Annotated in this window: 23 protein-coding genes and 1 pseudogene; 3 read left to right on the top strand and 21 right to left on the bottom strand. The window is 29.6% G+C overall.

Features of this window, described 5'->3' with window-relative positions:
- Positions 1 to 70: 70 nt before the first annotated feature.
- The 7 genes from PZA12_RS12070 to PZA12_RS12040 form a co-directional block, all read right to left on the bottom strand.
- A complete protein-coding gene (locus tag PZA12_RS12070; RefSeq protein WP_078115665.1) occupies positions 71 to 835 on the bottom strand; it encodes an endonuclease/exonuclease/phosphatase family protein in 765 nt (254 codons plus the stop codon).
- Positions 836 to 926: 91 nt separating this feature from the next.
- Complete coding sequence (locus tag PZA12_RS12065) at positions 927 to 2,063, bottom strand: 5-methyltetrahydropteroyltriglutamate--homocysteine S-methyltransferase (protein ID WP_078115666.1); 1,137 nt, start codon at positions 2,061 to 2,063, stop codon at positions 927 to 929.
- A 121-nt stretch (positions 2,064 to 2,184) separates the two neighbouring features.
- The gene (locus PZA12_RS12060; RefSeq protein WP_078115667.1) at positions 2,185 to 3,303 is read right to left on the bottom strand and encodes a 5-methyltetrahydropteroyltriglutamate--homocysteine S-methyltransferase; all 1,119 of its coding nucleotides are present in this window, start codon (positions 3,301 to 3,303) and stop codon (positions 2,185 to 2,187) included.
- 20 nt (positions 3,304 to 3,323) lie between these two features.
- Positions 3,324 to 4,256: a LysR family transcriptional regulator gene (locus PZA12_RS12055; protein ID WP_078115668.1), complete on the bottom strand. Its 933-nt coding sequence runs from the start codon at positions 4,254 to 4,256 to the stop codon at positions 3,324 to 3,326.
- 55 nt (positions 4,257 to 4,311) lie between these two features.
- Positions 4,312 to 5,487: an alanine racemase gene (gene alr, locus PZA12_RS12050; protein ID WP_078115669.1), complete on the bottom strand. Its 1,176-nt coding sequence runs from the start codon at positions 5,485 to 5,487 to the stop codon at positions 4,312 to 4,314.
- 492 nt (positions 5,488 to 5,979) lie between these two features.
- Entirely contained in the window at positions 5,980 to 6,162 is a 183-nt protein-coding gene (locus tag PZA12_RS12045) for a DUF1858 domain-containing protein (RefSeq protein ID WP_077840636.1), read from the bottom strand.
- 191 nt (positions 6,163 to 6,353) lie between these two features.
- Entirely contained in the window at positions 6,354 to 7,007 is a 654-nt protein-coding gene (locus tag PZA12_RS12040) for an HAD family hydrolase (protein ID WP_012058542.1), read from the bottom strand.
- 192 nt (positions 7,008 to 7,199) lie between these two features.
- Between PZA12_RS12040 and PZA12_RS12035 the strand changes: the two genes are divergently transcribed.
- Positions 7,200 to 7,745: an NADH peroxidase gene (locus tag PZA12_RS12035; protein ID WP_012058541.1), complete on the top strand. Its 546-nt coding sequence runs from the start codon at positions 7,200 to 7,202 to the stop codon at positions 7,743 to 7,745.
- Positions 7,746 to 7,789: 44 nt separating this feature from the next.
- The gene (locus tag PZA12_RS12030) at positions 7,790 to 8,110 is read left to right on the top strand and encodes a DUF1540 domain-containing protein (protein ID WP_077840638.1); all 321 of its coding nucleotides are present in this window, start codon (positions 7,790 to 7,792) and stop codon (positions 8,108 to 8,110) included.
- A gap of 121 nt (positions 8,111 to 8,231) precedes the next feature.
- Here the strand turns inward: PZA12_RS12030 and PZA12_RS12025 are convergent, their stop codons facing one another.
- The 7 genes and pseudogenes from PZA12_RS12025 to treP form a co-directional block, all read right to left on the bottom strand.
- The gene (locus PZA12_RS12025) at positions 8,232 to 9,350 is read right to left on the bottom strand and encodes a hypothetical protein (RefSeq protein WP_077844935.1); all 1,119 of its coding nucleotides are present in this window, start codon (positions 9,348 to 9,350) and stop codon (positions 8,232 to 8,234) included.
- 116 nt (positions 9,351 to 9,466) lie between these two features.
- Positions 9,467 to 9,958, bottom strand: a complete 492-nt coding sequence (locus tag PZA12_RS12020) for an HD domain-containing protein (RefSeq protein WP_078115670.1) — start codon at positions 9,956 to 9,958, stop codon at positions 9,467 to 9,469.
- A gap of 581 nt (positions 9,959 to 10,539) precedes the next feature.
- Positions 10,540 to 10,839 (bottom strand): hypothetical protein, encoded by a 300-nt coding sequence (locus PZA12_RS12015; RefSeq protein ID WP_103699435.1) that lies wholly within the window; start codon positions 10,837 to 10,839, stop codon positions 10,540 to 10,542.
- The gene (locus PZA12_RS12010; protein WP_245160066.1) at positions 10,836 to 11,780 is read right to left on the bottom strand and encodes an IS110 family transposase; all 945 of its coding nucleotides are present in this window, start codon (positions 11,778 to 11,780) and stop codon (positions 10,836 to 10,838) included. Before PZA12_RS12010 ends, PZA12_RS12015 begins: the two co-directional genes overlap by 4 nt.
- Before the next feature lie 656 nt (positions 11,781 to 12,436).
- Positions 12,437 to 12,565, bottom strand: a pseudogene (locus tag PZA12_RS24955) (hypothetical protein); the annotation flags it as partial.
- A 413-nt stretch (positions 12,566 to 12,978) separates the two neighbouring features.
- Positions 12,979 to 14,631 carry an alpha,alpha-phosphotrehalase gene (gene treC / locus PZA12_RS12005; RefSeq protein WP_077844975.1) on the bottom strand — a complete coding sequence of 551 codons (1,653 nt, stop codon included), beginning with the start codon at positions 14,629 to 14,631 and terminating at the stop codon, positions 12,979 to 12,981.
- 18 nt (positions 14,632 to 14,649) lie between these two features.
- Positions 14,650 to 16,065, bottom strand: coding sequence for a PTS system trehalose-specific EIIBC component (treP, locus tag PZA12_RS12000; RefSeq protein ID WP_078115672.1), 1,416 nt, complete (start codon positions 16,063 to 16,065; stop codon positions 14,650 to 14,652).
- Positions 16,066 to 17,112: 1,047 nt separating this feature from the next.
- Here treP and PZA12_RS11995 point away from each other — a divergent pair.
- Positions 17,113 to 17,832 carry a UTRA domain-containing protein gene (locus PZA12_RS11995; protein WP_077839744.1) on the top strand — a complete coding sequence of 240 codons (720 nt, stop codon included), beginning with the start codon at positions 17,113 to 17,115 and terminating at the stop codon, positions 17,830 to 17,832.
- A gap of 185 nt (positions 17,833 to 18,017) precedes the next feature.
- Here PZA12_RS11995 and PZA12_RS11990 read toward each other — a convergent pair whose 3' ends face one another.
- From PZA12_RS11990 to cbiD, 7 genes are all read right to left on the bottom strand, one after another.
- A complete protein-coding gene (locus PZA12_RS11990) occupies positions 18,018 to 18,650 on the bottom strand; it encodes a hypothetical protein (RefSeq protein WP_077844972.1) in 633 nt (210 codons plus the stop codon).
- A 95-nt stretch (positions 18,651 to 18,745) separates the two neighbouring features.
- Positions 18,746 to 19,879 (bottom strand): cobalt-precorrin 5A hydrolase, encoded by a 1,134-nt coding sequence (gene cbiG, locus PZA12_RS11985; protein ID WP_103699109.1) that lies wholly within the window; start codon positions 19,877 to 19,879, stop codon positions 18,746 to 18,748.
- Positions 19,866 to 20,636, bottom strand: a complete 771-nt coding sequence (cobM, locus tag PZA12_RS11980; RefSeq protein ID WP_041897259.1) for a precorrin-4 C(11)-methyltransferase — start codon at positions 20,634 to 20,636, stop codon at positions 19,866 to 19,868. The genes cbiG and cobM overlap by 14 nt, the downstream gene beginning before the upstream one ends.
- Before the next feature lie 50 nt (positions 20,637 to 20,686).
- Entirely contained in the window at positions 20,687 to 21,352 is a 666-nt protein-coding gene (locus PZA12_RS11975; RefSeq protein ID WP_012058531.1) for a cobalt-factor II C(20)-methyltransferase, read from the bottom strand.
- Positions 21,353 to 21,499: 147 nt separating this feature from the next.
- Positions 21,500 to 22,072 (bottom strand): precorrin-6Y C5,15-methyltransferase (decarboxylating) subunit CbiT, encoded by a 573-nt coding sequence (gene cbiT, locus PZA12_RS11970; RefSeq protein WP_077839741.1) that lies wholly within the window; start codon positions 22,070 to 22,072, stop codon positions 21,500 to 21,502.
- A 66-nt stretch (positions 22,073 to 22,138) separates the two neighbouring features.
- The gene (gene cbiE, locus PZA12_RS11965) at positions 22,139 to 22,753 is read right to left on the bottom strand and encodes a precorrin-6y C5,15-methyltransferase (decarboxylating) subunit CbiE (RefSeq protein WP_078115674.1); all 615 of its coding nucleotides are present in this window, start codon (positions 22,751 to 22,753) and stop codon (positions 22,139 to 22,141) included.
- A gap of 110 nt (positions 22,754 to 22,863) precedes the next feature.
- The gene (cbiD, locus tag PZA12_RS11960) at positions 22,864 to 24,048 is read right to left on the bottom strand and encodes a cobalt-precorrin-5B (C(1))-methyltransferase CbiD (RefSeq protein WP_103699110.1); all 1,185 of its coding nucleotides are present in this window, start codon (positions 24,046 to 24,048) and stop codon (positions 22,864 to 22,866) included.
- Between the last annotated feature and the right edge of the window lie 42 nt (positions 24,049 to 24,090).

The following is a 24,090-nucleotide window of genomic DNA, read 5'->3' as shown; positions in this document are numbered from 1 at the left end:
CCATATATTCTCTATTTATATACTAAATATACAACTCTTCTATTATTACTTGAATTGATTACGATATAATCTATTTTACTAATATATCTGCCATTAACGGATAATGGTCAGAGGGATACTTCCCATTAACATTATATTTAATTATTTCAGCATTAACTACATCTATTTCCTCCGATACAAATATATAATCTATATGAAGCCCTTTTCCTGACCTTTTGAAATTTCCTATTGTAGATTCATTATATAACCCCATATTTACGTCTTGTACTGGTAATAATTTTTTACTTGATATTTTCCCCTCTTTAAGACTTTTAATCAACTTACTATTAGGTCTATCATTAAAATCCCCCATTAATATAACTGGAAGTTTTTCATCTTCTATGAATTCTAAAATCTTTTTTAAACCATACATTCTTGCCTTTGGAAGCAGATTATCTAAATGAGTATTACAAACCCTAACTCTTCTTCCATTATCCATTTGTAAAATAGCTGTTGTACAAATTCTTGGAAGATATGAGTACCATACGCGGCTTCCTATCTTATCTGGAGTTTCAGATAGCCAGAAAGTTTTATAATCTTCAATTAAATAATTTCTAGAGATTAATAAACTATTTCTTTCTGAAGAAACTTTTTTCCCTCTTGGAGCTCCAATAATATTATATCCTTCAATATTTTCTTTAATATCATTAAGCATATTATCTTTAATTTCCTGAACCCCTATTATATCGCATTTATACTCATTTATTACGTTATAAGCCAAGCTCCTTCTATTATTCCATCTATCATTAAAATCTATAGGAACATCGCGTCTTAAATTAAAGGTCATTACTCTCATTTAAATCCTCCTTCTAATTTGCTTTTTATCTTTCAAATTAGCCTATAAATATAATTATATTATACTCACTTAAGGAAGAAATCATATATTTTTATTTCCAAATTTCTTCTGAAATTTCTCTTACTAGCTTTATCTTATTCCATTGTTCTTCTTCTGTTAGAATATTTCCCTCCTCAGTAGAGGCAAAACCACATTGTGGACTTAAGCAAACTTGGTTAATATCTACGTATTTTGTTGCTTCTCTAATTCTTTCTTTAACTTCTTCTTTATTTTCTAATATTCCTGTCTTGGAACTTATTAACCCTAAAACTACTTGTTGATTTTTAATAAATCTTAATGGTGCAAAATCTCCTGCACGATCTGTATCATACTCTAGATAAAACCCATCTACATTTACAGTTCCAAAAAGAATTTCTGCCACTGGTTCATATCCACCAGACCCTGCCCATGTTGAATTATAATTTCCACGGCAAACATGCATTGTAATAACCAAATCTTCAGGATGGTCTTCAATTGCTAAGTTGTTTACCTTTGCGTATAGTTTAGCAATGTCATTTGTATCTACGCCTTCTTGTTGTCTAGCTTCCCAATATTTTTTATCACAAAGCATACCCCAAGTACAATCGTCAAGTTGAAGATTTCTGCAACCTTCGTTATAAAATGCTTTAATAGCTTTTTTGTAAGCATTTGCAATATCTAAAATTAACTCATCTATGTTTTTATAAATAGATTCTGTAATCTCCTTATTTTCACCACGTTGAAGTTCTGCAAGAAATTGTGCTGGTGCTGGAATCGTCTGTCTAGCCACTATATCATCTCCAGAGATACTTCTTAAAAATTTATAATGTTCAAGCATCGGATGATTACTAAAATCTATTTTTCCTGTTAATGTGGCTGTTTCTGCTCTAGTTTCTAACCCATTAAATTTATAGCCTGCTTCTAGTACACGTTTTTCTACTCCATCTAATCCCCACATAAAATCAAGATGCCACCATGAGCGCCTAAATTCTCCATCTGTTACTGCTTTAAGTCCAAGTTCCTTTTGTTTTTTCACTAATTTTATTATTTCTTCATCTTCTATTCTTCTTAATTCACTACTTAAAATTTCTTGATTTTGAAATTTAGCACGCGCCTCTTTAATTACCTCTGGTCGTAAAAAACTTCCTACAATATCAGCCCTAAATGGTGCAACACTTCTTTGTTTTGCATTTTTAAATTCTATACTCATTTTTTTAATCCCCCTTAATTGCCTTGCTTTATTCTTGAAATCAGTATAGCATGTTTAACCCCAAGTAAGGTAACTTCAAAAAACTATTACTGGCTATAATTTTTTCCTATAACAAACAAATTCACTTCCAAATTTCATTAGCTGTTTCAATAACAAGTTTAATTTTCTCCCATTGTTCTTCTTCGGTAATTATATTTCCTTCTTCTGTTGATGCAAAACCGCACTGTGGACTTAGACAAAGTTTATTAATATCTACATATTGAGAAGCTTCTGCAATACGATTTTTTAATTGCTCTTTACTTTCAAGACCTCCATGCTTTGTTGTTACAAGTCCCAATACAACAAACTGATCATTTATAAATCTTAGTGGCTTAAAATCTCCGCATCTTTCACTATCATATTCAAGAAAAAATCCATCCACCTTAGCATTAGAAAATAATTCTTCTGCAATAGGTTCATATCCACCTGATGCAAATCCTATTGAATGTAGATTTCCACGACAAACATGCAAAGTTATGATCATATCTTCTGGCTTTTCTTTGACGCTCTCATTTATCAATCTTACATAATTCTTCGAAAGAGCTTCTGGGTCAATTCCCTGACTCCTAAAATAACTTCTATGTCTTTCGCTACATAGGGTTCCCCATGCAGTATCATCAAACTGCAAATAACGACAGCCTGCATCGTAAAACTCCTTTATTGCAGATTTGTAAACACTAATAATGTCTTCCATCAGCTCTTCATCACTGCCATATACATTATTTTTATTGTGACTTTGAACAAAATGAAAGAGAGATGGTGATGGAATAGTAAATTTAGCAATATTTTGATCTTTAACAATGCTATTTAAATACTTAAAATGCTCTAACATTGGATGCTTATTAAATCTTATCTTGTCAACAATTTGAAAGCTTTCAGCTTTTGTTCTAGATCCTTGAACACTACCTCCTTGATTTAATGTTATTTTCTTTGTACCTTCTATTCCAACAAAAAAATCAAGATGCCACCATGATCTCCTAAACTCTCCATCAGTAACAGCTATTAACCCTATTTCTTTTTCCTTTTCTATGAGCTTTCTTATTTCTATGTCTTCAATATTTCTTAGCTCTTGAGCATTTATTTCTCCACTATTATATTGTTTCCGTGCAATCTTAATTTCATCAGTTCTAAGAAAACTTCCAACTATATCATATCGAAAAGGTGGACTATTTCTCTTTGTACCTATAATCTCATTACTCATATTTTCCTCCATTTAAACTGCTATAACAGATAATAATTTAAGTCGAAATAACTTGTTGAAATAATTTCGTTTAAAATCTCAATGTAGCGCGTTGTTATTTTATTAAGCTTAATATCCTTATGGGCTATCCATCCAACTGTGAAAATTTCATCACATTCTATTGGTATTGCTTTAAGTTTGCTTTCATCAAAATCAGAGTCTATAAATCCTGTTCCAATCGTATAACTATCTGTACTGGTTAATAAAGTTGAAAGTGTTGCTCTATCAATAACTTTAATGCTTTTAGGTACATTAGCCATATTCATCATTTCTTCTGAAAAATTAAATGAATTATTAATTCCCTGTTCAAATGTTACATAAGTAAATTCTAACATCTCATTAGTAGTAATACTTTCTTTAGTAGAAAGAGGATGATTATTACTGATGATTATATGTGGATTTGCATTAAAAAGTGGAGTAAATTTCAAATTACTATCACTAAAAATTCTATTCATAACTTTAGAGTTTACTTCATTAATATATAAAATTCCAACATCACTACGAAGAGTCTTTACATCATCTATTATTTCATATGTCTTTGTTTCTCTTAAATTAAACTCATACTGATTTGTTTCAATTTCTTTTAAGAGTCTTGTAAATGCATTTACAACAAAAGCATAATGCTGAGTTGACACAGAGAAATGCATAATCTTTTCTTTTCTTCCATGATAGCGGTCCTCAATAAATTCAGCTTGTTCACTTATTTGGCGGGCATACCCTAAGAATTCAATCCCATCTGAAGAAATACTAATTCCTCTATTTGTCCTCTCAAATATTACAATTCCTAGTTCACTTTCAAGTTCTCTTATTGAATTAGATAGACTTGGCTGGGATATAAATAATTTTTTAGCTGCCTCGTTTATTGACCCGCACCTTGCAATTTCAAGAGCATATTTTAATTGTTGCAAAGTCAATGTTTTCCCCCCTTTCAGCTAAAATCCTTTATTTGATATTATAATCTAGATTTTATCATTTATAAATAAAATAATGTTTTGGTACTCTTTCAGTAATTCTTTGGAATTGCTCATCCATATATGAATTCATACTCTGGCAAGCATCTTCCCAACTGATTGATTCATCTCCTTGTTTTCCTATTATGACTGCTTCATCAAATTCTTTTACTTTTTCCTTTATATCTGTAACATCAACAAGTATACCATCCATAAAGTAATTTACTACTGGGACCCTTTTTCCTGCAATTAAAACTTCTTTCCAACCTCTAGATATGCCATCTCCGTAACCTATTCCAACAACTGCAACAACACTATCTCTTTTAGCTATAAAGTTATCACCATATCCTCCAGATGCATTTGCTTTAACCTTATCCAATTTTATGATTTTACTTTTTACAGACATAATAGGACTTACTCCTTCAGGCAGCATTTTTTCATCTGGCTTATGCTCAAGCCCATATAATATCAGTCCACATCTTACCATATCATAATGTGATTCTGGATACATAAGTATTCCTGCTGATCCAGCTGCATGTGCAATTGGAGGTCTTAAATTCACTTCTTCAAGTTTCTTCAAAACCTTATTAAATTTCATCATTTGATCATACGTGAACTGCTCATTATATTCTGGATCTTTGAAATGAGTATATATACCTTTTATATTTATATGAGGATATTTTTCATTGATAATATGAATAAACCTTACGACTTCATCTGTTTCAATTCCATACCTATTCAAGCCTGTATTAACTTTTATATGCACGTCAACCATCTTATCTTTAGATACGGCCTCTTTATCTAACGCAGAAACAATCTTCTCATTATCTACCATTACGCTAATATTATGCTCTACAACCCATTGGCATTGAGATGGCATTAAAGGTGCCAATATTACCACTGGAATTTTAATTTTTCCTTTTCTTAAAGCAATAGCTTCAGTCAGCCTCACAACTCCAATTGCATCACATTTACATTTTTCCAGTTCCTGAGCTATAGGAACTAATCCATGTCCATATGCATCCCCTTTTACAACAGCCATAAATTTCACTCCTGGATTTAAGGTGCTTCTTAAAATATCTACGTTTTTTCTTAGCTGAGTCAAATTAATATCTATCCTGTTAAATTCTTGCAAACATGTTTCAGATGATTTTCCCTCTGCAATAACCACAAACTCTTTTTCAATAGTTTTCATATAAAATCCTCTCGATTATTTAAATTTTAAATAATATCTCAGATAAATCTATGGGCAAGGTGCCCCTTGAAAGCGCGAATTATATAACAGGCTATTTATCTTGATCTGAAGTGAACAAAAATGATAAAAGACAAATCTATTTGCCTGCTAAATTATTTGCGTATTTTCTTAAAAAGATAAATACGCAAAAAAATCCACACATATGAAAAGAGCGCTATGCACAATACGTAACTTATATAAATAGAGTGCTAAGCACAAACGGCACTTAACCATAGTTTACTGCGATTTTTTATTATAGATAATATTATAATCTAACACTTAAATATTATTCTTATAGCATTTAAACTATTGATTTAATAAAATATTGGAAAATCTACTTTACAGAGTATGTGTTTCTGCCACTTACAAGATTTATTTACTGATTTGACTGGATTATATTTTTCTGTACAAAAAAAGACCGCTTAGTTTTAAGCAGCCTTTCTATTAAATATGTTATTTATTTAATTGTTCTAATAATTCTTCTAAATTTATTCCATGAACTTTAACTGCATCTTCAATTGTTTCAGCTTGTGCAGATGGGCATCCAACACATCCCATTCCAAAGCTCATTAAAATTTGTGGTGCATTTTCCTTTATACGAATTACTTCTCCTATTGTTAAATCCTTAGTTATCATGTTGACATTCTCCTCTCATATATCTTAATGAATTATCTTTTAAGTTTTTATTGTTTATCTTTAATCTTATTATAATGTTTATTCCATATTACTTCCGTAACTGATGTTACAATAAAATTAATTTTTATATTTCTTTACTGAGTATTGAAGGTATCAACATAATTATCCTTATATCACTGATTTATAATTTTTTAAAGAAGAATATTCAATAGTTCTTCTGTATCCTTAACTATATATTCTGCTCTGGCTTGGGTTAGTTCAATAACATCTCCAAAACCATAAAGAACCCCCACTGATTTTATATTATTTTCTTTTGCGCCGATAATATCATGTTCTCTATCTCCTACCATGATAACCTTTGATAAGTCTGTAATATTAGCCTCTTGTAAAGCATATTTTATTACATCACCTTTATTTACTCTTGTTTCTTCAAAATCTGCTCCAGCTGCAAAATCAAAATACTTATCAATTTTAAAGTATTGTAAAATTTGTCTTGCATACACTTCTGGTTTTGATGTAGCAAGTACAATTTTTTTATTATTTTTCTTAAGTACCTCTAGAAGCTCTGGTATTCCATCATATAACTTATTTTCATAGATACCTTTTTCAGCAAAATATTCTCTGTATTTTACCAACCCAAGCTGTGCTTTTTCTTCATCGAAGTTATAATATTCTTTAAATGAATCCTTTAAAGGTGGTCCAATAAATTTGTTTAATTCTTTAAGATCATCAACTAAAATTCCAAAAGACTTTAACGCATATTGAACTGATTTAGTTATTCCTTCGCCAGAATCAGTAAGTGTTCCATCTAAATCAAATAATATATATTCAAAATTGTTATTCAAGTAAAAATTCCTCCTTGTTTATCACTCTTAAATCACTCCAATAAATTATAACATATTTAGAAAATTATACGACACCTGAATAATTTAATTAATAAAAATTATATATTAATATTTTTGTTTTAATTGGTAATACTATTTTTAAGGTTGTTTAATACCTAAAAAATACAATAATAGTTTATGGAGGAATTTTAAATGAAAAGATTTGTTTGTACTATTTGTGGTTATATCCATGAAGGTGACACACCACCAGACTTTTGTCCTATCTGTAAAGCAGGTGCTGACAAATTCAAGGAAATGACTGACTCATTAAATTTTGCTGATGAACATAGAATCGGTGTTGCTGGCGGTCTTAATGATGAATTATTAGAAGGTTTAAGAGCTAATTTCATAGGTGAATGTACTGAAGTCGGAATGTACTTAGCAATGTCCCGTCAAGCTGACCGTGAAGGTTATCCTGAAGTAGGTGAAGCATATAAAAGAATTGCTTATGAAGAAGCAGAACATGCTGCTAAATTCGCAGAACTTTTAGGGGAAGTTGTTGTTCCTGATACTAAATCTAATTTAAGTGCTAGAGTTGAAGCTGAATATGGTGCTTGCGAAGGTAAAAAGAAACTTGCAACCTTAGCTAAGGAGCATAATTTAGATGCTATACATGATACTGTTCATGAAATGTGTAAAGATGAAGCAAGACATGGTAAAGCATTTAAAGGCTTACTTGATAGATACTTTAGCAAATAATATTATAACTAGATTAAGATTTAACTTAAAGGAGTGTGTTTTTTGTGGAAAAAATTAATTGTGAAGTAACTAATTGTTCACATAACAATAGTGGAGTTTGCTATTCAAATAGAGTTGATATTGGTGGAATGTCTGCAAGTAGTGAAAGAGGAACTTGCTGCGGTTCATTTTTACAAGAATCTCATTATAGCGATTTAACTAATAATACTAATGCTCAAGGAAGATGCGATGCTCTAACTTGCAACGTTGAAACATGTAATCATAACTATAACAAACTTTGTAGCTTAGATTCTATACAAGTAGCAGGTAATGGAGCCCAATTATATACCGAAACTAAATGTGCTAGTTACGATTCTAGAGAATAATTAGAATATATGATTAAGTGTTCTGTATTCTAATATTCCTTACAATAAATATTCTGAAGAATATTTAAATATCTATTCTTCAGAATATGACTCTAAAATTATCTAATTAATATTTTATCTGTCAATTAAGATTATTTATAATCCATGAAACTTTGACTGCACCACCTTCATCTAAATGGTCCATGTCTACAAAATCTTTATCATCAAATACGCAAAACTCGTCAAGATCAATAAATCTTATTTCTCCACTAATTAAACTTAAAGCTGATGCATAAGATTCCTTATACTCTTTCAAAAGATATTTTTTATAAAATTTAGTTCCCGGAAATACAAGCAAGTAGACTTTAACATTTCTCTCATTGCAAAATGATACAAATGAATTCATAATATTGATATTTTCTTTATACGAATCTATATACTTAATAGCCTTATTGTGTGAATCAGCTCTCTCATATGCTGATTTTTCCTTTAAACTATCATCAAGTTCAAACCATTTAGCATCCTTTTTTTCTCCAAAGACTATTCTCGATTTAAATCTATCTCTTGTCCCAGCAAAATACCTTCCGCCAGATTCTTCAAAAAAATTATTTGAAAAGAAATCCAATATTTGTTCCACGTCAAAAATTTCATATTTAAATGAAATCCATGAATTATTACCAGGTAACTCCTTACAATTATGCTTATCCTTAAAAATTGGGTAGTATACGTCTGTCAAACGCATCAATTCACCACCTTGGCTAAGTGATAAATCATTATAAAATGAATAATAGCCAGTTCCAATAAATATCTTTTTAATACTATTGTTTTGACTAATTGCATATTTTCCAATTACAGATGCGTAATAAATGTCTTGTGATGCTAATGACAAGTTAACACACGGAAAATTTAATACACTCTCTTCAATTCCAAATAAGGCATATGATGAACCTACTGCAATCGCTTCATTATCAGGTTTTAGCGCTTTTTTCAAGGAATATTTTAAATGATAGAAATCATAATTCTTCATATATCTATCTAAGGAATAATCATAAAAATAATTATATAATTCTTCCCAAACAAGAGCATTTGTTAATTTGTTCATCACTTCATTAAAGTTACTATCTTTATTAGATATTACTAATAAATAATCATCCTTTAACTCCGAAATTGAATTAATCCCAATTATATTAATATTACTCTTTACAAATTTTCTTAGTAAATCTATTTGACTAAAACTTTTTATTATATAGCAAAGATTCACAATTATCATTCCCTTAATTGTTTTATTAATAAATTTACTACATAATATGAATATGTCACTCATTTATTGCAACATATTTTATAAACATTTCTCAAATAATTTTCTCTTCAGAATTATTACAAATACAGATTAACTAAGAAATCATTTCCTGCCTTTGTCTTGAAATACTTTTCTTTAATAATTTCAATTTGAGGAGTTTTTATTTCATCTTCATAAATATTAACTAAAAAATCGGCTTCTATTAATATTTGATAGTCAATACCATCAATTTTGCTATATGTATGATGATGCCCAATCAAATAGCATACTCTTTCAATAAATTCTTCACTAAAATTAAATTTTGAAAGCATTTCCTTTGCAACTGGAGGCCCTTCAAGCTCTTGATAATTTCCAGCAGAAGAATTATATTTTTCTTCACTAATTTTTATTCCTATATCATGCATTACTGCAGCTACTTCTAAAATTTCCTGAGTATTCTTATCTATATTTTCAATTTCCCCTATAGATTTAGCAAAAGAAAATACCTTTAAAAAGTGATTAACCCTTCTTGGATCTTTAGCATAGTATTTTATCATTTCATTTATTATAGTGCTAATCTTTTCATTCATAATTACATTTTAGTCTGCAGCATACTTTAATAGTATACCCAGAGCTAATTCACCTTCCTTCTTAATAATATATCTTATTTAATTATTATACTAATTCATAAGATATATTAATATAGCTTTTATATTAATTCCTAGACTTTTCCTTTATTCTATGGGCTTATAGCAGTAATAGCACATAGAATTGTTATAGGTATGTGGCCTGATTTTACTCAATTTCTTATTAGACTTATCTTCTAAAACCACCAGCCTCTTCGTTAAATATTAATATAACTAACTTTAACTTCATATTTTCTCTACCTATATAAGCTGCGCAGATAAAAGAGTATAAACTCACGTATTAACACTGAAAACTCCTATAAATTTCTGTAGAACAAAAGTGGCTGCGCCACACTCTTTCTTTATAACATTTTTTACAGACCAATATCCTTATAACCATTGGTATCACTGGCTTTCAAAATCAAAAAATTCTATACTTTCCTACGAAAATTAAATTCACAGCACTTTCTCTAAATTTGACAATAGGAAACTAAACTAGCCTATTTTAGGCTAGTCCAAGCCTTATATTAAATTATTTGTTTCTTTTACTTATTGATTTTTTCTATATTATAGCCTTTTGACTTTAGAATTTTTATCATACTTTCTTCTCTTTTTTCTCTAAGTTTATCTAAATAAATAGTACCATATTCTATATAGTTTTTTCTTTCCTTTAACAATTGATAGCATATTCTTAACATTAAACTTGCTAATGCTATTGTGGCTTTTTTCTTTCCCATTCTTTTCACCCATCGCTTATAGCATATTGATAATCTAGTATCCTTACTCATGCTTGCTGCCCAAGCACATTCACACATTACACTTTTTAATGCTTTATCTCCATTCATTGTTTTACTTCTTTTTTTTTACCTGCGCTTTCACAATTTCCAGGACTTAGGCCTGCCCATGATGTTAGATGCTTATCTGTTGGGAAATAACTCATATCAGTTCCAATCTCTGCTATTATTACTGATGCTGCATTCTTGTTTATACCTGGTATAGTATCTATTATCTCTACTTCTTCAAAATATGGCTCTATATATTCACCTATTTCTTTTTCTATATGGACTACTTGTTCTTCTAAAAACCTAATGTGATCATAGCTGTATTTTATCATTGTCAAATGATGGTTTCTTATTTTTCCGTTTACAGCCTCTTTTATTTCTCCTAGTTTCTTTCTTATACTTGCTTTACCTCTACCATTTGATATCTCAATTAAGTCTGTCATTCTAATTTCTTCTTGATTAATGATTTTATTTAATATTTTTCGTCCTGTATCTCCAAATATATCTGAAATATAACTTGAAATCTTTATATTACAATCCTCTAGAATTTTATGAATCCTATTCTTCTCTCTATTAAGTTCGTATAGTATTTTCTTCCTATATCTTGTTATATCTCTAAGATCTCTTATATGTGCATCTGGTACAAAACTCTTATTAATTAATCCACTTCTCAATAATTGAGCTATCCATTCTGCGTCTTTCACGTCGGTCTTTCTTCCTGGAAGATTCTTTATATGTCTAGCATTTGCAAGTATAATTTCAAAATCACCTGATTCTAATACATTCCAGACAGGCTTCCAGTATACGCCTGTGCTTTCCATTGCTACTTGCGTACAGCCTCTTTCTTCAATCCAATCTAAAAGTTTTAACAAATCTGTAGTCGTAGTATTAAATGTCTCTATTTCCTTTTCCGGTTTTTTCTTTAAATCACCCTTTAAAACACATACTACTACTGTTCTTTCGTGCACATCTATACCTGCACACCTTTCAATTATTGCTTCCATTCCTACCTTCTCCATAATAAATTCAGTGAGTTCAACAGTAATTACTTATCAAAAAAAAATTTCCTACACGTGCTCTAGACACAATACTTTGTGCTCAAAATTACCGTAGCCAGTTTCCTAAAAGGAGTTCTTGCTACCAGAAAGTACAACGGCTTACTTCCTCACCTTTCTATATTATTGACAAGGTTATCCATTTGTTAACAGAAACCACTTAATTTTCATTATACTTTGTGAAGGCTTTGCCTTCATGGGCGGTTCCTAGACAACAAAAAAGTAACAACCACCCATTTGCTGAGCAGTTGCTACTGTAATTTCTATATATTATATAATTTTAAAGTTCCTGATTTTCTATTGATAAACAATTTAAGAATTAGACTTATCAGATGAACATATTTAAAAAGTTGCTAAAACTTTATGTTCATATCCTAACTAGAAATCATAAATATTTTTGTGGAGAAAACATTTGAAAATGAGCTGTTAAAGGTTCTTAGCTGTAGGTTGTTCCATTTTAGCTTGTCAAACTGAAAGTTGGAGCATGCTAAAGTGGATACAACCTGCTGCTTAGAACCTTCAGCGACATTTTCATAGCTTTTCGGAATCAAAATATTTATGATTTAGGTAAGTTATCACATAAGTCTAGTTTTAAATTTAGATACCTATATATGATATACAATTGATTCAAATGGTCTTAAATTCAACTCTTTATTTAATACACTACTATCTTTATAATTTGATATTAATATTTTACTCTTAGCACTTTTATTTGCATATTCATCTGGAATCTCTACTTTTGCACTTTCCTAGACAACAAAAAAGTAACAACCACCCATTTGCTGAGCAGTTGCTACTGTAATTTCTATATATTATATAATTTTAAAGTTCCTGATTTTCTATTGATAAACAATTTAAGAATTAGACTTATCAGATGAACATATTTAAAAAGTTGCTAAAACTTTATGTTCATATCCTAACTAGAAATCATAAATATTTTTGTGGAGAAAACATTTGAAAATGAGCTGTTAAAGGTTCTTAGCTGTAGGTTGTTCCATTTTAGCTTGTCAAACTGAAAGTTGGAGCATGCTAAAGTGGATACAACCTGCTGCTTAGAACCTTCAGCGACATTTTCATAGCTTTTCGGAATCAAAATATTTATGATTTAGGTAAGTTATCACATAAGTCTAGTTTTAAATTTAGATACCTATATATGATATACAATTGATTCAAATGGTCTTAAATTCAACTCTTTATTTAATACACTACTATCTTTATAATTTGATATTAATATTTTACTCTTAGCACTTTTATTTGCATATTCATCTGGAATCTCTACTTTTGCACTTTCTCCATAAAAATTATTTATGACAAGTACTGTAGCGTCGCCTAAGTTTCTTACATATGAAAGCACTTTATTATTTTCTTCAAGAATAAACTTTATACTTCCATTTGAAATCACTTCATAATCTTTTCTCAACCTTATTAGCTTTTGATAATGATAGAAAATCGAATCTTCATCCTTTAATGCTTGTTCAACATTTATTCTTTTATATTCACTGCTAACAGGTATCCATGGTTCACCTTTAGTAAATCCAGCATTTTCACTATCATCCCATTGTACTGGAGTTCTAGAATTATCACGAGATTTTGCTTTTAAAATCTGTAATATCTCTTCTTCAGATTTTCCCTGCTCTTTTAAAATATTATAATAATTTATAGATTCTACATCTCTATACTTCTCTATCTTATCGAAATAAGGGTTTGTCATTCCAATCTCTTCACCTTGATACACATATGGAGTCCCCCTCATCATGTGTATTGTAGTTGCCAGCATTTTGGCACTTTCTTTTAAATATTCTTTATCATTTCCAAACCGAGAAACTATTCTAGGCTGATCATGATTACACCAAAACAGAGCATTCCACCCATTTTGAATTTCTTCTTGCCAAGTTTTAAATAACGCCTTCAACTTCATAAAGTCAAAATCCATAACAGTCCATTTATCGCCTTTATAGTAATCAACTTTTAAATGATGGAAATTAAATACCATTGATAATTCTTTTTCTTCTGGATTAGAATATCTTATACAATTCTCAAGAGAAGTTGATGACATTTCTCCTACAGTTACAATATTTTCATATTTTCCATAGGTATTTTCATTAAGCTCGTGGAGATAGTCATGAATTTTAGGACCATCTGTATAGAATCTTCTTCCATCACCTTCTGAATCACTTTCAAACTTTTCTGGTTTTGAAATTAAATTTATAACATCAAATCTTAATCCTTTGACACCTTTTTTAAGCCAAAAGTTAACAACACCATAAATCTCATTTCTAACTTCTTCATTATCCCAATTCAAATCTGCCTGAGTTCTATCATAAAGATGTAGGTAATACTCATCAAACTTTTCTACATATTCCCATGCATTCCCACCAAATTTAGATTCCCAATTTGTAGGTGGTTTATCTTTTTCTGATTCTTTAAATATATAGAAATCTTTATATTCTCTATCTCCGCTTATAGCTTTTTTGAACCATTCATGTTCTGTTGATGTATGATTAAGTACCATATCAAGCATTACATATATATCTCTTTTTTCTGCTTCTTGTACTAATTTTTCAAAATCTTCTAATGTACCAAAGCTTGGGTCAATATTATAGTAATCAGAGATATCATATCCGTTATCTACTTGAGGAGAAGGATAAAAAGGAGTAAGCCATATATAATCTATACCTAAATTTTTTAAATAATCTAATTTTTCTATTACTCCGTTTAAATCTCCAATTCCATCACCGTTTGTATCATAAAATGATTTAGGATATATTTGATAAATAGTACTTTTCTTAAAATCCTTCATAATTTCTTCCTTCCTATCCTAGCTTATTGCTTTCTTTTTTCCTACAATTACTGTAAGAACAAATGGTACTACTACTGCTACAAGCATTGCTAATGCAAATATCATCATGAATGCTGGTTTTATTGATAATATACCTGGAAGTCCTCCAACACCGATTGAGTTTGCCATTACGCCACTTCCAACTGAAATTATTGCTGCTATTGCTGATCCTGCCATTCCACAGAAGAATGGGAATCCATGCTTTAAGTTAACACCAAACATTGCCGGTTCAGTAACTCCAAGGTAAGCTGAAATACAAGCTGGTACATTAACTTCTTGAGCTTCTTGATTCTTTCTTTGTAAATATATCATAGCTAAAACTGCTGAACCTTGTGCGATATTAGATAATGCTATCATTGGCCAAAGTGATGTTCCTCCAAATTGTGCCATTAATTGAAGATCTATTGCATTTGTCATATGGTGAAGTCCTGTAATAACAAGTGGTGCATAAAGGAATCCAAAGATTGCTGCAAAAATCATACCAAATGAAGATGTAAGTCCACCATATACTACTTTTGAAATAGCTGCACCAATTGCCCAGCCTATAGGTCCTATAACAATATGAGCTATCAAAACAGCTGGTACTAAAGCAAAGAATGGTACAACTATCATTGATATTGATGCCGGACTTATCTTTCTTGCACCTCTTTCAAGAAATACTAATGCAAAACCTGCAAGTATAGCTGGTATAACTTGTGCTTGATATCCAATCATGTTTACATGTGCAAATCCAAAATCCCAGAATGGAATTTTATCAGCTGGTGTACCTGCAACTGCATATGCATTTAAAAGTTGTGGTGAAACTAATGTAATACCTAAAACTATACCAAGAATTTGGGTTGTCCCCATTTTCTTTGTAATTGACCATGTAATACCTACTGGTAAGAAGTGGAATATAGCTTCTCCAATTAACCATAAGAAACTGTTTGTCCCAGCCCAGAATTGAGATACTTCAACTAAAGATTTTGTTCCGCCTTCTAATAATTTCATATCTCCAATAATATTTCTAAACCCTAAAATCAAACCTCCAACGATGATAGCTGGAATAAGTGGTGAAAATATTTCTGCTATATTTGCCATAAGCTTTTGTATAAAAGTCATATTGTTTTTAGCAACATCTTTTACTGCATCTTTACTTACTCCATCTATTCCTGAAACTGCTATAAAGTCATTATAAAATGTTGATACTTCATTCCCAATTATAACTTGGAACTGTCCTGCTTGTGTAAATGTTCCTTTTACACTTTTTAATTTTTCAATTTCATTTACGCCAGCTTTACTTGGATCGTTTAATACAAATCTCATTCTAGTAACACAATGTGTAACTGCTGAGATGTTTTCTTTTCCACCAACTAGCTTTAATAGTTCTTTTGCATCATTTTGAAATTTCCCCATTATTAAAACCTCCAATTTGATTTTTATTACTTTAAAGAATAAGTTCATGAATATTAATACAATTTTGTTTTGTATTAGTCCAATTGAACAATTAATTAATAAATTTTATATTAAACCTAACATTTAAATGTTTACAATATCATCATAATCTATTTTAAACATATAGTCAATAATATTTTTAACATTTGTTTAAACAAATTTCTTGAAAATGTTTAGTATTCAGCATTTAAGCCATCTTATAGCATTGAACAAATTTAAAATATGTTTAAACATATTTTAAATTTGTTCAAATAACCTATTCAAATTTAAGATTTTCTATCATTTTAATAACTCTTAAATCAAGTTTAAATTTACAGATCTGCTAAAGTTTCAAATTCATATCTTCACTAGAAATCCTAAATATATTTTCATAGCTTTTCATAACCAAAATATTTATAATTTCGGTAAGTTACCATATAAATTCAGTTTTAAAATTGGTCATCTATATAGATAAACAATATATAACCTAGACTTATGCAATAATCCACCGAAAGTAAAAGCATTGTTATTTCACAGGACTATGAAAATTTTGCTGAAAGTGCTAAATTGCAGGTTGCACCACTAATGCTTGCTCCCAATTTCATTGTGACAAGCATCAATGGAACAACCTACAATTAAGACCTTTTAACAGCTCATTTTCAATGCCTGTTGCATAAAAATGTTTCTACTTTCTAGTATGATATTTATTGCAAAGTATAAATCGAATTCTTAAGTTGTTTATCTATATAGTGCAAATTTTTTAGGTGTTGGAGTGACTTACATTATCATACATTAATAAATTACACCAAGTAATTTATCACCTTATTATTTTAATTATTTAGTTAACTTATTAAAAAAAATAAAGTATAATATATTCATTGAAAACTATAAAAGTACAAATATTTTATATATGCTACAATAATAAATTTACATTTAAGATTTTAGTTAGATAAACGCTCAATTAAGTATAAAATGTAGAAATCCAATTGCAGCATATATACCCCAAGATAACTTAAGGGAGTGTTAACTTTGCCTAATGTAAAATTCAAAGATATATATCACATATTAAAAAGTAATATAGATAATGGTAAGTATGATAATTCTATGATGCTTCCTACGGAAATGGAACTAGTTGATAAATTTAAATGTAGTAGAAATACTGTTAGAAGAGCAATTAATGAATTGAGTAAAGATGGATATGTTAAAAGCGTTAAAGGTAAGGGCGTAATAATATTAGAAAGCAGAGAATCAATAGAACTTCCTATTGGTAATCTACTTGGCTTACAAGAATTACATACAAAAAAGAAATTCACTACTAGTGTTGTTCATTTTTCAAAAATAACTATAGATGAATCCTTATCAAGAATAACTGCTTTAAAATTAGATACTGAAGTATATCACCTTCATAGAATAAGATTTTATGATAATGAACCAATTATCCTTGATGTAAATTATTTTAGTGCTGATGTAGCAAAAGATTTGACTATAGAAATTGCTCAAAATTCCGTATATGAATATATTGAAAAAGATTTAAACACAAAAATTCTTGCTTCAAAAAAGATTATTGTTGTTGAACATGCAACAGAATTAGATAAAAGATTTTTAGATTTAGGTACATATGATTGTGTTGCTGTCGTAAAAACATATGCTTATACTGATTCGGGTAAACTTTTTGAATATACAGAATCTCGTCATAGACCTGATAAATTTGTATTTGTTGAATCATCATCTTTAAGAAAAAATATTTAATCATAGTATAATGACATTTTTTATTCTTTTATATTAATCTATTTAACCCTAGTAAAATAGATTAATATAAAAGTTATCTGCTGATTTAATTACATTATAATTTCCTAAATACAAAAAAACTTACTAATTAAATTTTTAGTAAGTTTTTTTGTATATGATATTTATTTAATGAAAATGAATTTATATTATTCTATAAAATTGCAAAGGTATGTATATTGCTTGTTTAATTCTTTTTGATACCATTCTGTTTTTATTAAACTTATATATGCATCAACTATCTTTTTCACTTGGCTTTCTTTTGTAATCTGCATGAATAATGCAAGAATAAAAAAAACTATAATTCCTATTGTAATTGCATTTTTTACATTATTAGTAAAATTGAATATAATTAATAGTACTGCACCAATAGCTCCTGTAGCTATTGAATAATATGTTACGTAATCTATTCTATCTTTAGTTTTTACTATTTTCGCCTTTAATGTATCAACGATATGTACATCCTTAAATAACAAATCCAACTTATCTCTATATAAATCCATGAATTTAGACAACATATAGTTATATCTTTCAACATTACTACTTTCTGAGATTCTCATGCACATAATTAATGGATAAGGGTACTCAGCCACACTTTTATATACATATTCATTTCTTCTTTCAAGACTAGGAATCTTTACACTTAATTCCCTATTTTCATCAAGAGTCAATTCATAATTGTCATTTACTAAACTTGTATAATTGTCTTTAATAATTTCTAATGATTTAGCCATTAATTTATTATTCTCATTCATTTTATTTAGCATGTCCAAAATCGTCATATTCTCTTCTCCCCTACTTTTTAAAATAAATGCTTCATCAGCTATATTATAGCATACTTTTCCAATGCATGAACATGAAGGATTGATTTTAAAACTTATTCCAATATGTTTTTGAGTACCCCTATAGCTAATGTCATACCTTCATGCTTTATTTTGCTTATAATAACCTCTGCACCTGCAAGATCAACAGAAGGCTCACAAACCCCAGTTATTCCAAGTGTTTTAAATACGAATTCACTTTTATCATATTTATCTTGAACTGTTTTTATTTCATCTTTGCTAAAAGTTTTGAATGGACAATTAATTCTTTCTGCTAATTCTATAATACCTTCTTCATTAGCTTTAATATCTACCGAAACAATACATGACACTGCTCTTATATCCAAATTATATTTTATTAAATTTGCATTTACAAAGTCATATAATTTTTCATAAGTTGTGCCTTTCCTACAACCGATACCTAAAACTATATCTTTTTTTATAAGTCTAAGTATCTTAGAATAATCAGTTTTTTCAAGTTCTTCATTATTACTACTTTTTAAACAATGAGTTATCCAAATACAATCCTCCCTTAGGTACTGTATTTTTTCGTATCCATTACTGATTTTAATTATATTATAATCATCTTTAATTCCAATTATTTTTTTATTAATTAGAAGAGCCGCCATATATTTAGCTTTTTTTAAATCTTCAATAATTAAATTATTTTCTTTAGCTAAAATATCTGGGGCAATCAGCCCTAAATTATCACTTGCAGTGGTTATAATAGGCATAGAATTTAATATTTCTGATACCTTATAAGTAAGCTCATTGCCTCCACCTAAATGTCCACTTAATATATTTATTGCATATTTACATGATAGATCAACTACTACAATTCCTGGATCCTTATCCTTGCCTTCAAGAAATGGAGCTATTGCTCTTACTGCAATTCCTGTTGAAGATATAAATATAATACCTTCTGAATTATTCATAGCTTCTTTCGTAATAGTCTTTAAACTGAAATCTTCACCATATGCAAAAGTGTTCATTTCTGACTTACAATTATTAATCTGATCTTGTGATGAATTATTTTCTTTTATATATAATCTTCCATTAAAGCTTTCTTTAAGCTTCAATGCTATCTCTTTTCCCCTAGGCGATGGACAAATTATACTTATATTTTTACTAAGTGAATTTATCGCCTCATTTTGGGACTTTTTAGATAGTTCTTCATTATTTAGATTCATTACTTGTATCCTCAGCGTCTCTGAACATATGCGAAAAGCTCTTATCATATAACAAGCTTTTTTCAAAATCGCTATCAATAAAATCTCCAACTAATATTTGTGCACATTTAGTAATATTATTTTCCTTAACTTTTTCTGCTATATCATCAAGAGTTCCCATAATTACTCTTTGATCAGGCCATGTAGCTCTTTCAACTACAGCTATTGAAACATTCTTTTTATACCCTTTTCTAAGTTTCTCAACAACTTTGTCTATCATTGAAATAGATAAAAATATAGCCATTGATGCTCCAATAGATGCCAATGTTTCAAGATCCTCATTTGCTGGAACAGGAGTTCTTCCCTCAATCCTAGTTAAAATTACAGTTTGTGATACTCCTGGTAAAGTAAATTCTCTATTTATAGCTGCAGCCGCACCTGTAAATGAACTTACACCTGGAACAACTTCATAAGGTATACTAACCCTGTCAAGTTCAACCATTTGCTCTCTTATAGCTCCGTAAATTGATGGATCACCTGTATGTAGCCTTACAACTAATTTCCCCATTTGTTCTTCCATTGTCATTATTTCCATTACATCTTCTAAAGTCATATTAGCAGAATTGTAGATTTGAACGTCTGGTCTGCAATATTCTAAATGTTCTTTTGAAACTAAAGAACCAGCATATATTACTACATCTGCTCTTTCTAATAAATCACGACCTCTAACTGTTATTAAATCAGCTGCTCCAGGACCTGCCCCTATAAAATAAATCATGCTTAAAACACTCCTTTTTTAATATTAAATTAACTAATATTTTATTATATTTATTCCCTGTTTGCTATTATTAAAGACATATAATCTCTAAGTTTTAGTATTTCTTCTCTTTCAGTTAAAACAGTCTCTCCCTCTCTGCCTACTCTACTTGCATAAACATAATCAAAGCCTTTTTCTTCTAATGTATTTATAACTTCTTCTTCATGCTTGTATACTTTCATTATTACAACAAACTTTTCATCTGTTATTTCCTTCACTTTAGTAGCTGGCATAACCACTAGCTTCTCGTCACCTACAACTAAAGTCCTATTAACTAAGCTCCCAGCCGCACAAAAAGACGTTATTCCAGGAATTGTTTGAACATCAAATCCACAATCTCTAACATGCTTTAACATATGACTATATGTACTGTAAATATACGGATCTCCAATAGTTAAAAATGCAACATCCTTTCCTTCTTTAAGCCTTGCTTCTATAAATTCATAAGCCTCCAATGCTTTTATTACTCTATCTTTCTTCCCCATTGGAAAATGCTTTACAATAACTTCGGTACCTGGTTTTATATATTCTCTAGCTGTTTCAAGCGCAATGCTTTCCCCACCTTCAGTAGCAGATGGTGCGACTACAACTTGACACCTTTCTATTGTTCTTACTGCCTTTACAGTTAAAAGTTCAGTATCCCCAGGTCCTACACCTATTCCGTATAATGTTGCCATTTTATAATTCCTCTCTTCCTAAGTAACTACATATGTATATATTATTATTTTAATTCTAGTTACTGATATCATATTATCTTTATTTATACACTTTTATTTATAACAACTATGTATTATTTTATCTTAAAAATCTTTATTAAATTATACTTAATTCCTTATACATTGAATTATATATATTGGATTATTAGCTATCATCATTAAAGTATCTTCACGGTTTTTACTTATATTAACTAATGAAATTTCAATTTTATAATCTAGTTTCTTCATTACCTCAATTGCTCTGTATGCATTGTCTAAGGTAATAAAATTCATAACTATCGTGCCTTTTTTTACTACGATTGCATTTACCTTAAGTAATATTTCCTCTAAATGCCCGCTGCTGCCTCCAATGAATATGGAATCAAATTTTAAACCTTGAAAAATCAAAGTATCCAGTACTCTACTTGCTTCTTTATTTAAAATCTTTACATTATCACATTCAAATTTTTCCACATTAGTTTCTGTAATTTCATATGCTTCATAATTTTTTTCTATTGCAAGCACCTTACCGTTTTTTGCAATTTTAGCAGCTTGAACTGTAATACTCCCTGTACCACTTCCAACATCTAGTACTAAAGAATTATCTGTTAAATTCATTTTCGCAATTGAAAGTATTCTTATGTCTTCCTTTGTCATTGGGCAGTTTCCTCTAATAAACTCGTCATCTTTTATAAAAACCATGAAAATTTCCTCCTCTATTTCAGGTATTAATCAAACGTCAACGTCACACAAAAATCATTATAAGTTCTATCGACTTGTTCTATCTACTATAAACACACTCAGTGAATCATATTTTTTATTCATAAATTCCTCTGGAGTCCCATTAGTTATAATCTCATCTTCATAGGATAAATTTTCTCCTATTGCAACTTTACATCTAACTTTTTCTTTATGCAAAATTTCACATAACATAGCAGGATTATTCTCTTTATCTGTAAGCCAAATGCTTAAGTCGTGATTATTAACTACAGTCAAAAAGTCTTCTTTCCTTCCATGTAAACTTCCTAGGTATGCATTATTCCATGACATATTTAATTTACATGTCAGATATTGAAAAGAACTTATTCCTGGTATTACTTGAAATTCTAAAGTTGCTTTACTTTTTATATAATTTGTTATCCCATAAAAAGTTGGATCACCAGATGCAACAATCGAAATAATCATACTTCTATTTTTCTCATCACATATATATTCGTTAATATCACTTAGCTTATTTATATATAATTTTTTATTATCTACAAACTCTAAGGAATCCAACGCTCTTTTAAAGCCTATTATTATATTAGATTTTTTTAATATTTCCAAGGCCTTAGGCATAATATAATCCCTGTGTCCAGGACCAAGCCCTACAATATAAATCATTTTTGTGTCCCCCTATGAAAGCTTAATTAACTTTTTAATATTAATCCCTAAAATATTTACATAATCCATAATCTAATGAACTATCCTAAAATTTATATTGAACCTTATTATTAATTATCCTTAATGGACTTCCATAATAAAATCGGATTTGATGCGCCATAATACATTACAGCGTCAACTTCTAACTCTCCATAAACATGCTCTTTGATTTTTTGAACTATTTTATTTCCAATGTTCTCATAGAGTTTGTCATATCCATCTCCAAGCATTTTAACTGCACCTTCACATGTCTTTTCCTCAAGCACTCTTTTCACAAGTGACATATCATATCCAAGAAGTGCAAGTTCTAATGCAATAACTTCAAGCCTCACTCCATTGACCTTACTGTGGGTATTAAAGCATCCATAAGCTATTTTACTCATCTTTCCTATATGTCCAACTATTATAATAGACTTAACTTTACATGAAACACAAGTCTCTAATGCAAATCCTATAAAATTTGAACATGTTACCACTTCTTCCTCTTTAAACCCAAGTTCCTTACAATAATTATCGCCTAAATTTCCAAAAGTTAAAACTAATCTTTCATTATTTATTGCTTTTTGGGTAATTTCTATCTTTATGGAAGCTTTAAGCGCATCTTCTGACATAGGATATACAATTCCTGTTGTCCCAAGAATAGAAATCCCACCTTCAATCCCAAGCCTAGGATTAAAAGTCTTTTTTGCTACTTTTTCTCCTTGAGGCACTGAAATTATCACTTCAACTCTTTCTCCAGGAGGTAACACTTTTAATACTTCTTCTTTTATCATCTTTCTAGGAACAGGGTTAATAGCCGCTTGTCCTTTAGGAATAAAAAGCCCATCCTTAGTGACAATTCCAACTCCTGTTCCTCCTTTAAGCACTACGCTTTCTAACTCATCTTCTTTTTCTGCCCTGCTATCTTCAACTAAAGCACTATCAAACTTTTGCAAGTCTTCATTTGGAACTGTTTTATTATCTGTTCGTTTAATCTTTTTAACCATTGCCTTTATTTCTATTCCATGAGTGTTATCAGGATCATCTCCACCATCTTTTAAAATAGTACACTCAACATAATCATCAAATTTTTCTATTAATTCTATAGGCATTGTTACATCAATTCCTTTAGGAGTTGCAATCTCTATTTCATTAAGATTTTTCTCTTTATTAAATAAGATAATTGTTGCTGCTTTTGCTGCCCCAGCACTACAAGAACCTGTTGTATATCCACATCTTAACCTTTTTCCATCTACATCAACGTACATTTCAAACATAAAAATCACCTCCTGACATCATTAACTTTTTAACTATCTTTA

Origin of the sequence: Clostridium beijerinckii, assembly GCF_036699995.1 — a bacterium.
Classification (GTDB): Bacteria; Bacillota; Clostridia; order Clostridiales; family Clostridiaceae; genus Clostridium; species Clostridium helianthi.
The sequence above is the reverse complement of the archived record's forward strand: the minus strand, read 5'-3'. Positions and strand labels throughout refer to the sequence as shown.

Bases quoted from the DNA above. Each gene is read 5' to 3' on its own strand.
- PZA12_RS12070 (WP_078115665.1), bottom strand. From the start codon at position 835: ATGAGAGTAATGACCTTTAATTTAAGACGCGATGTTCCTATAGATTTT.
- PZA12_RS12065 (WP_078115666.1), bottom strand. From the start codon at position 2,063: ATGAGTATAGAATTTAAAAATGCAAAACAAAGAAGTGTTGCACCATTT.
- PZA12_RS12060 (WP_078115667.1), bottom strand. From the start codon at position 3,303: ATGAGTAATGAGATTATAGGTACAAAGAGAAATAGTCCACCTTTTCGA.
- alr (WP_078115669.1), bottom strand. From the start codon at position 5,487: ATGAAAACTATTGAAAAAGAGTTTGTGGTTATTGCAGAGGGAAAATCA.
- PZA12_RS12045 (WP_077840636.1), bottom strand. From the start codon at position 6,162: ATGATAACTAAGGATTTAACAATAGGAGAAGTAATTCGTATAAAGGAA.
- PZA12_RS12035 (WP_012058541.1), top strand. From the start codon at position 7,200: ATGAAAAGATTTGTTTGTACTATTTGTGGTTATATCCATGAAGGTGAC.
- PZA12_RS12020 (WP_078115670.1), bottom strand. From the start codon at position 9,958: ATGAATGAAAAGATTAGCACTATAATAAATGAAATGATAAAATACTAT.
- PZA12_RS12015 (WP_103699435.1), bottom strand. From the start codon at position 10,839: ATGAATGGAGATAAAGCATTAAAAAGTGTAATGTGTGAATGTGCTTGG.
- PZA12_RS12010 (WP_245160066.1), bottom strand. From the start codon at position 11,780: ATGGAAGCAATAATTGAAAGGTGTGCAGGTATAGATGTGCACGAAAGA.
- treC (WP_077844975.1), bottom strand. From the start codon at position 14,631: ATGAAGGATTTTAAGAAAAGTACTATTTATCAAATATATCCTAAATCA.
- treP (WP_078115672.1), bottom strand. From the start codon at position 16,065: ATGGGGAAATTTCAAAATGATGCAAAAGAACTATTAAAGCTAGTTGGT.
- PZA12_RS11990 (WP_077844972.1), bottom strand. From the start codon at position 18,650: ATGACGATTTTGGACATGCTAAATAAAATGAATGAGAATAATAAATTA.
- cbiG (WP_103699109.1), bottom strand. From the start codon at position 19,879: ATGAATCTAAATAATGAAGAACTATCTAAAAAGTCCCAAAATGAGGCG.
- cobM (WP_041897259.1), bottom strand. From the start codon at position 20,636: ATGATTTATTTTATAGGGGCAGGTCCTGGAGCAGCTGATTTAATAACA.
- PZA12_RS11975 (WP_012058531.1), bottom strand. From the start codon at position 21,352: ATGGCAACATTATACGGAATAGGTGTAGGACCTGGGGATACTGAACTT.
- cbiT (WP_077839741.1), bottom strand. From the start codon at position 22,072: ATGGTTTTTATAAAAGATGACGAGTTTATTAGAGGAAACTGCCCAATG.
- cbiE (WP_078115674.1), bottom strand. From the start codon at position 22,753: ATGATTTATATTGTAGGGCTTGGTCCTGGACACAGGGATTATATTATG.
- cbiD (WP_103699110.1), bottom strand. From the start codon at position 24,048: ATGTTTGAAATGTACGTTGATGTAGATGGAAAAAGGTTAAGATGTGGA.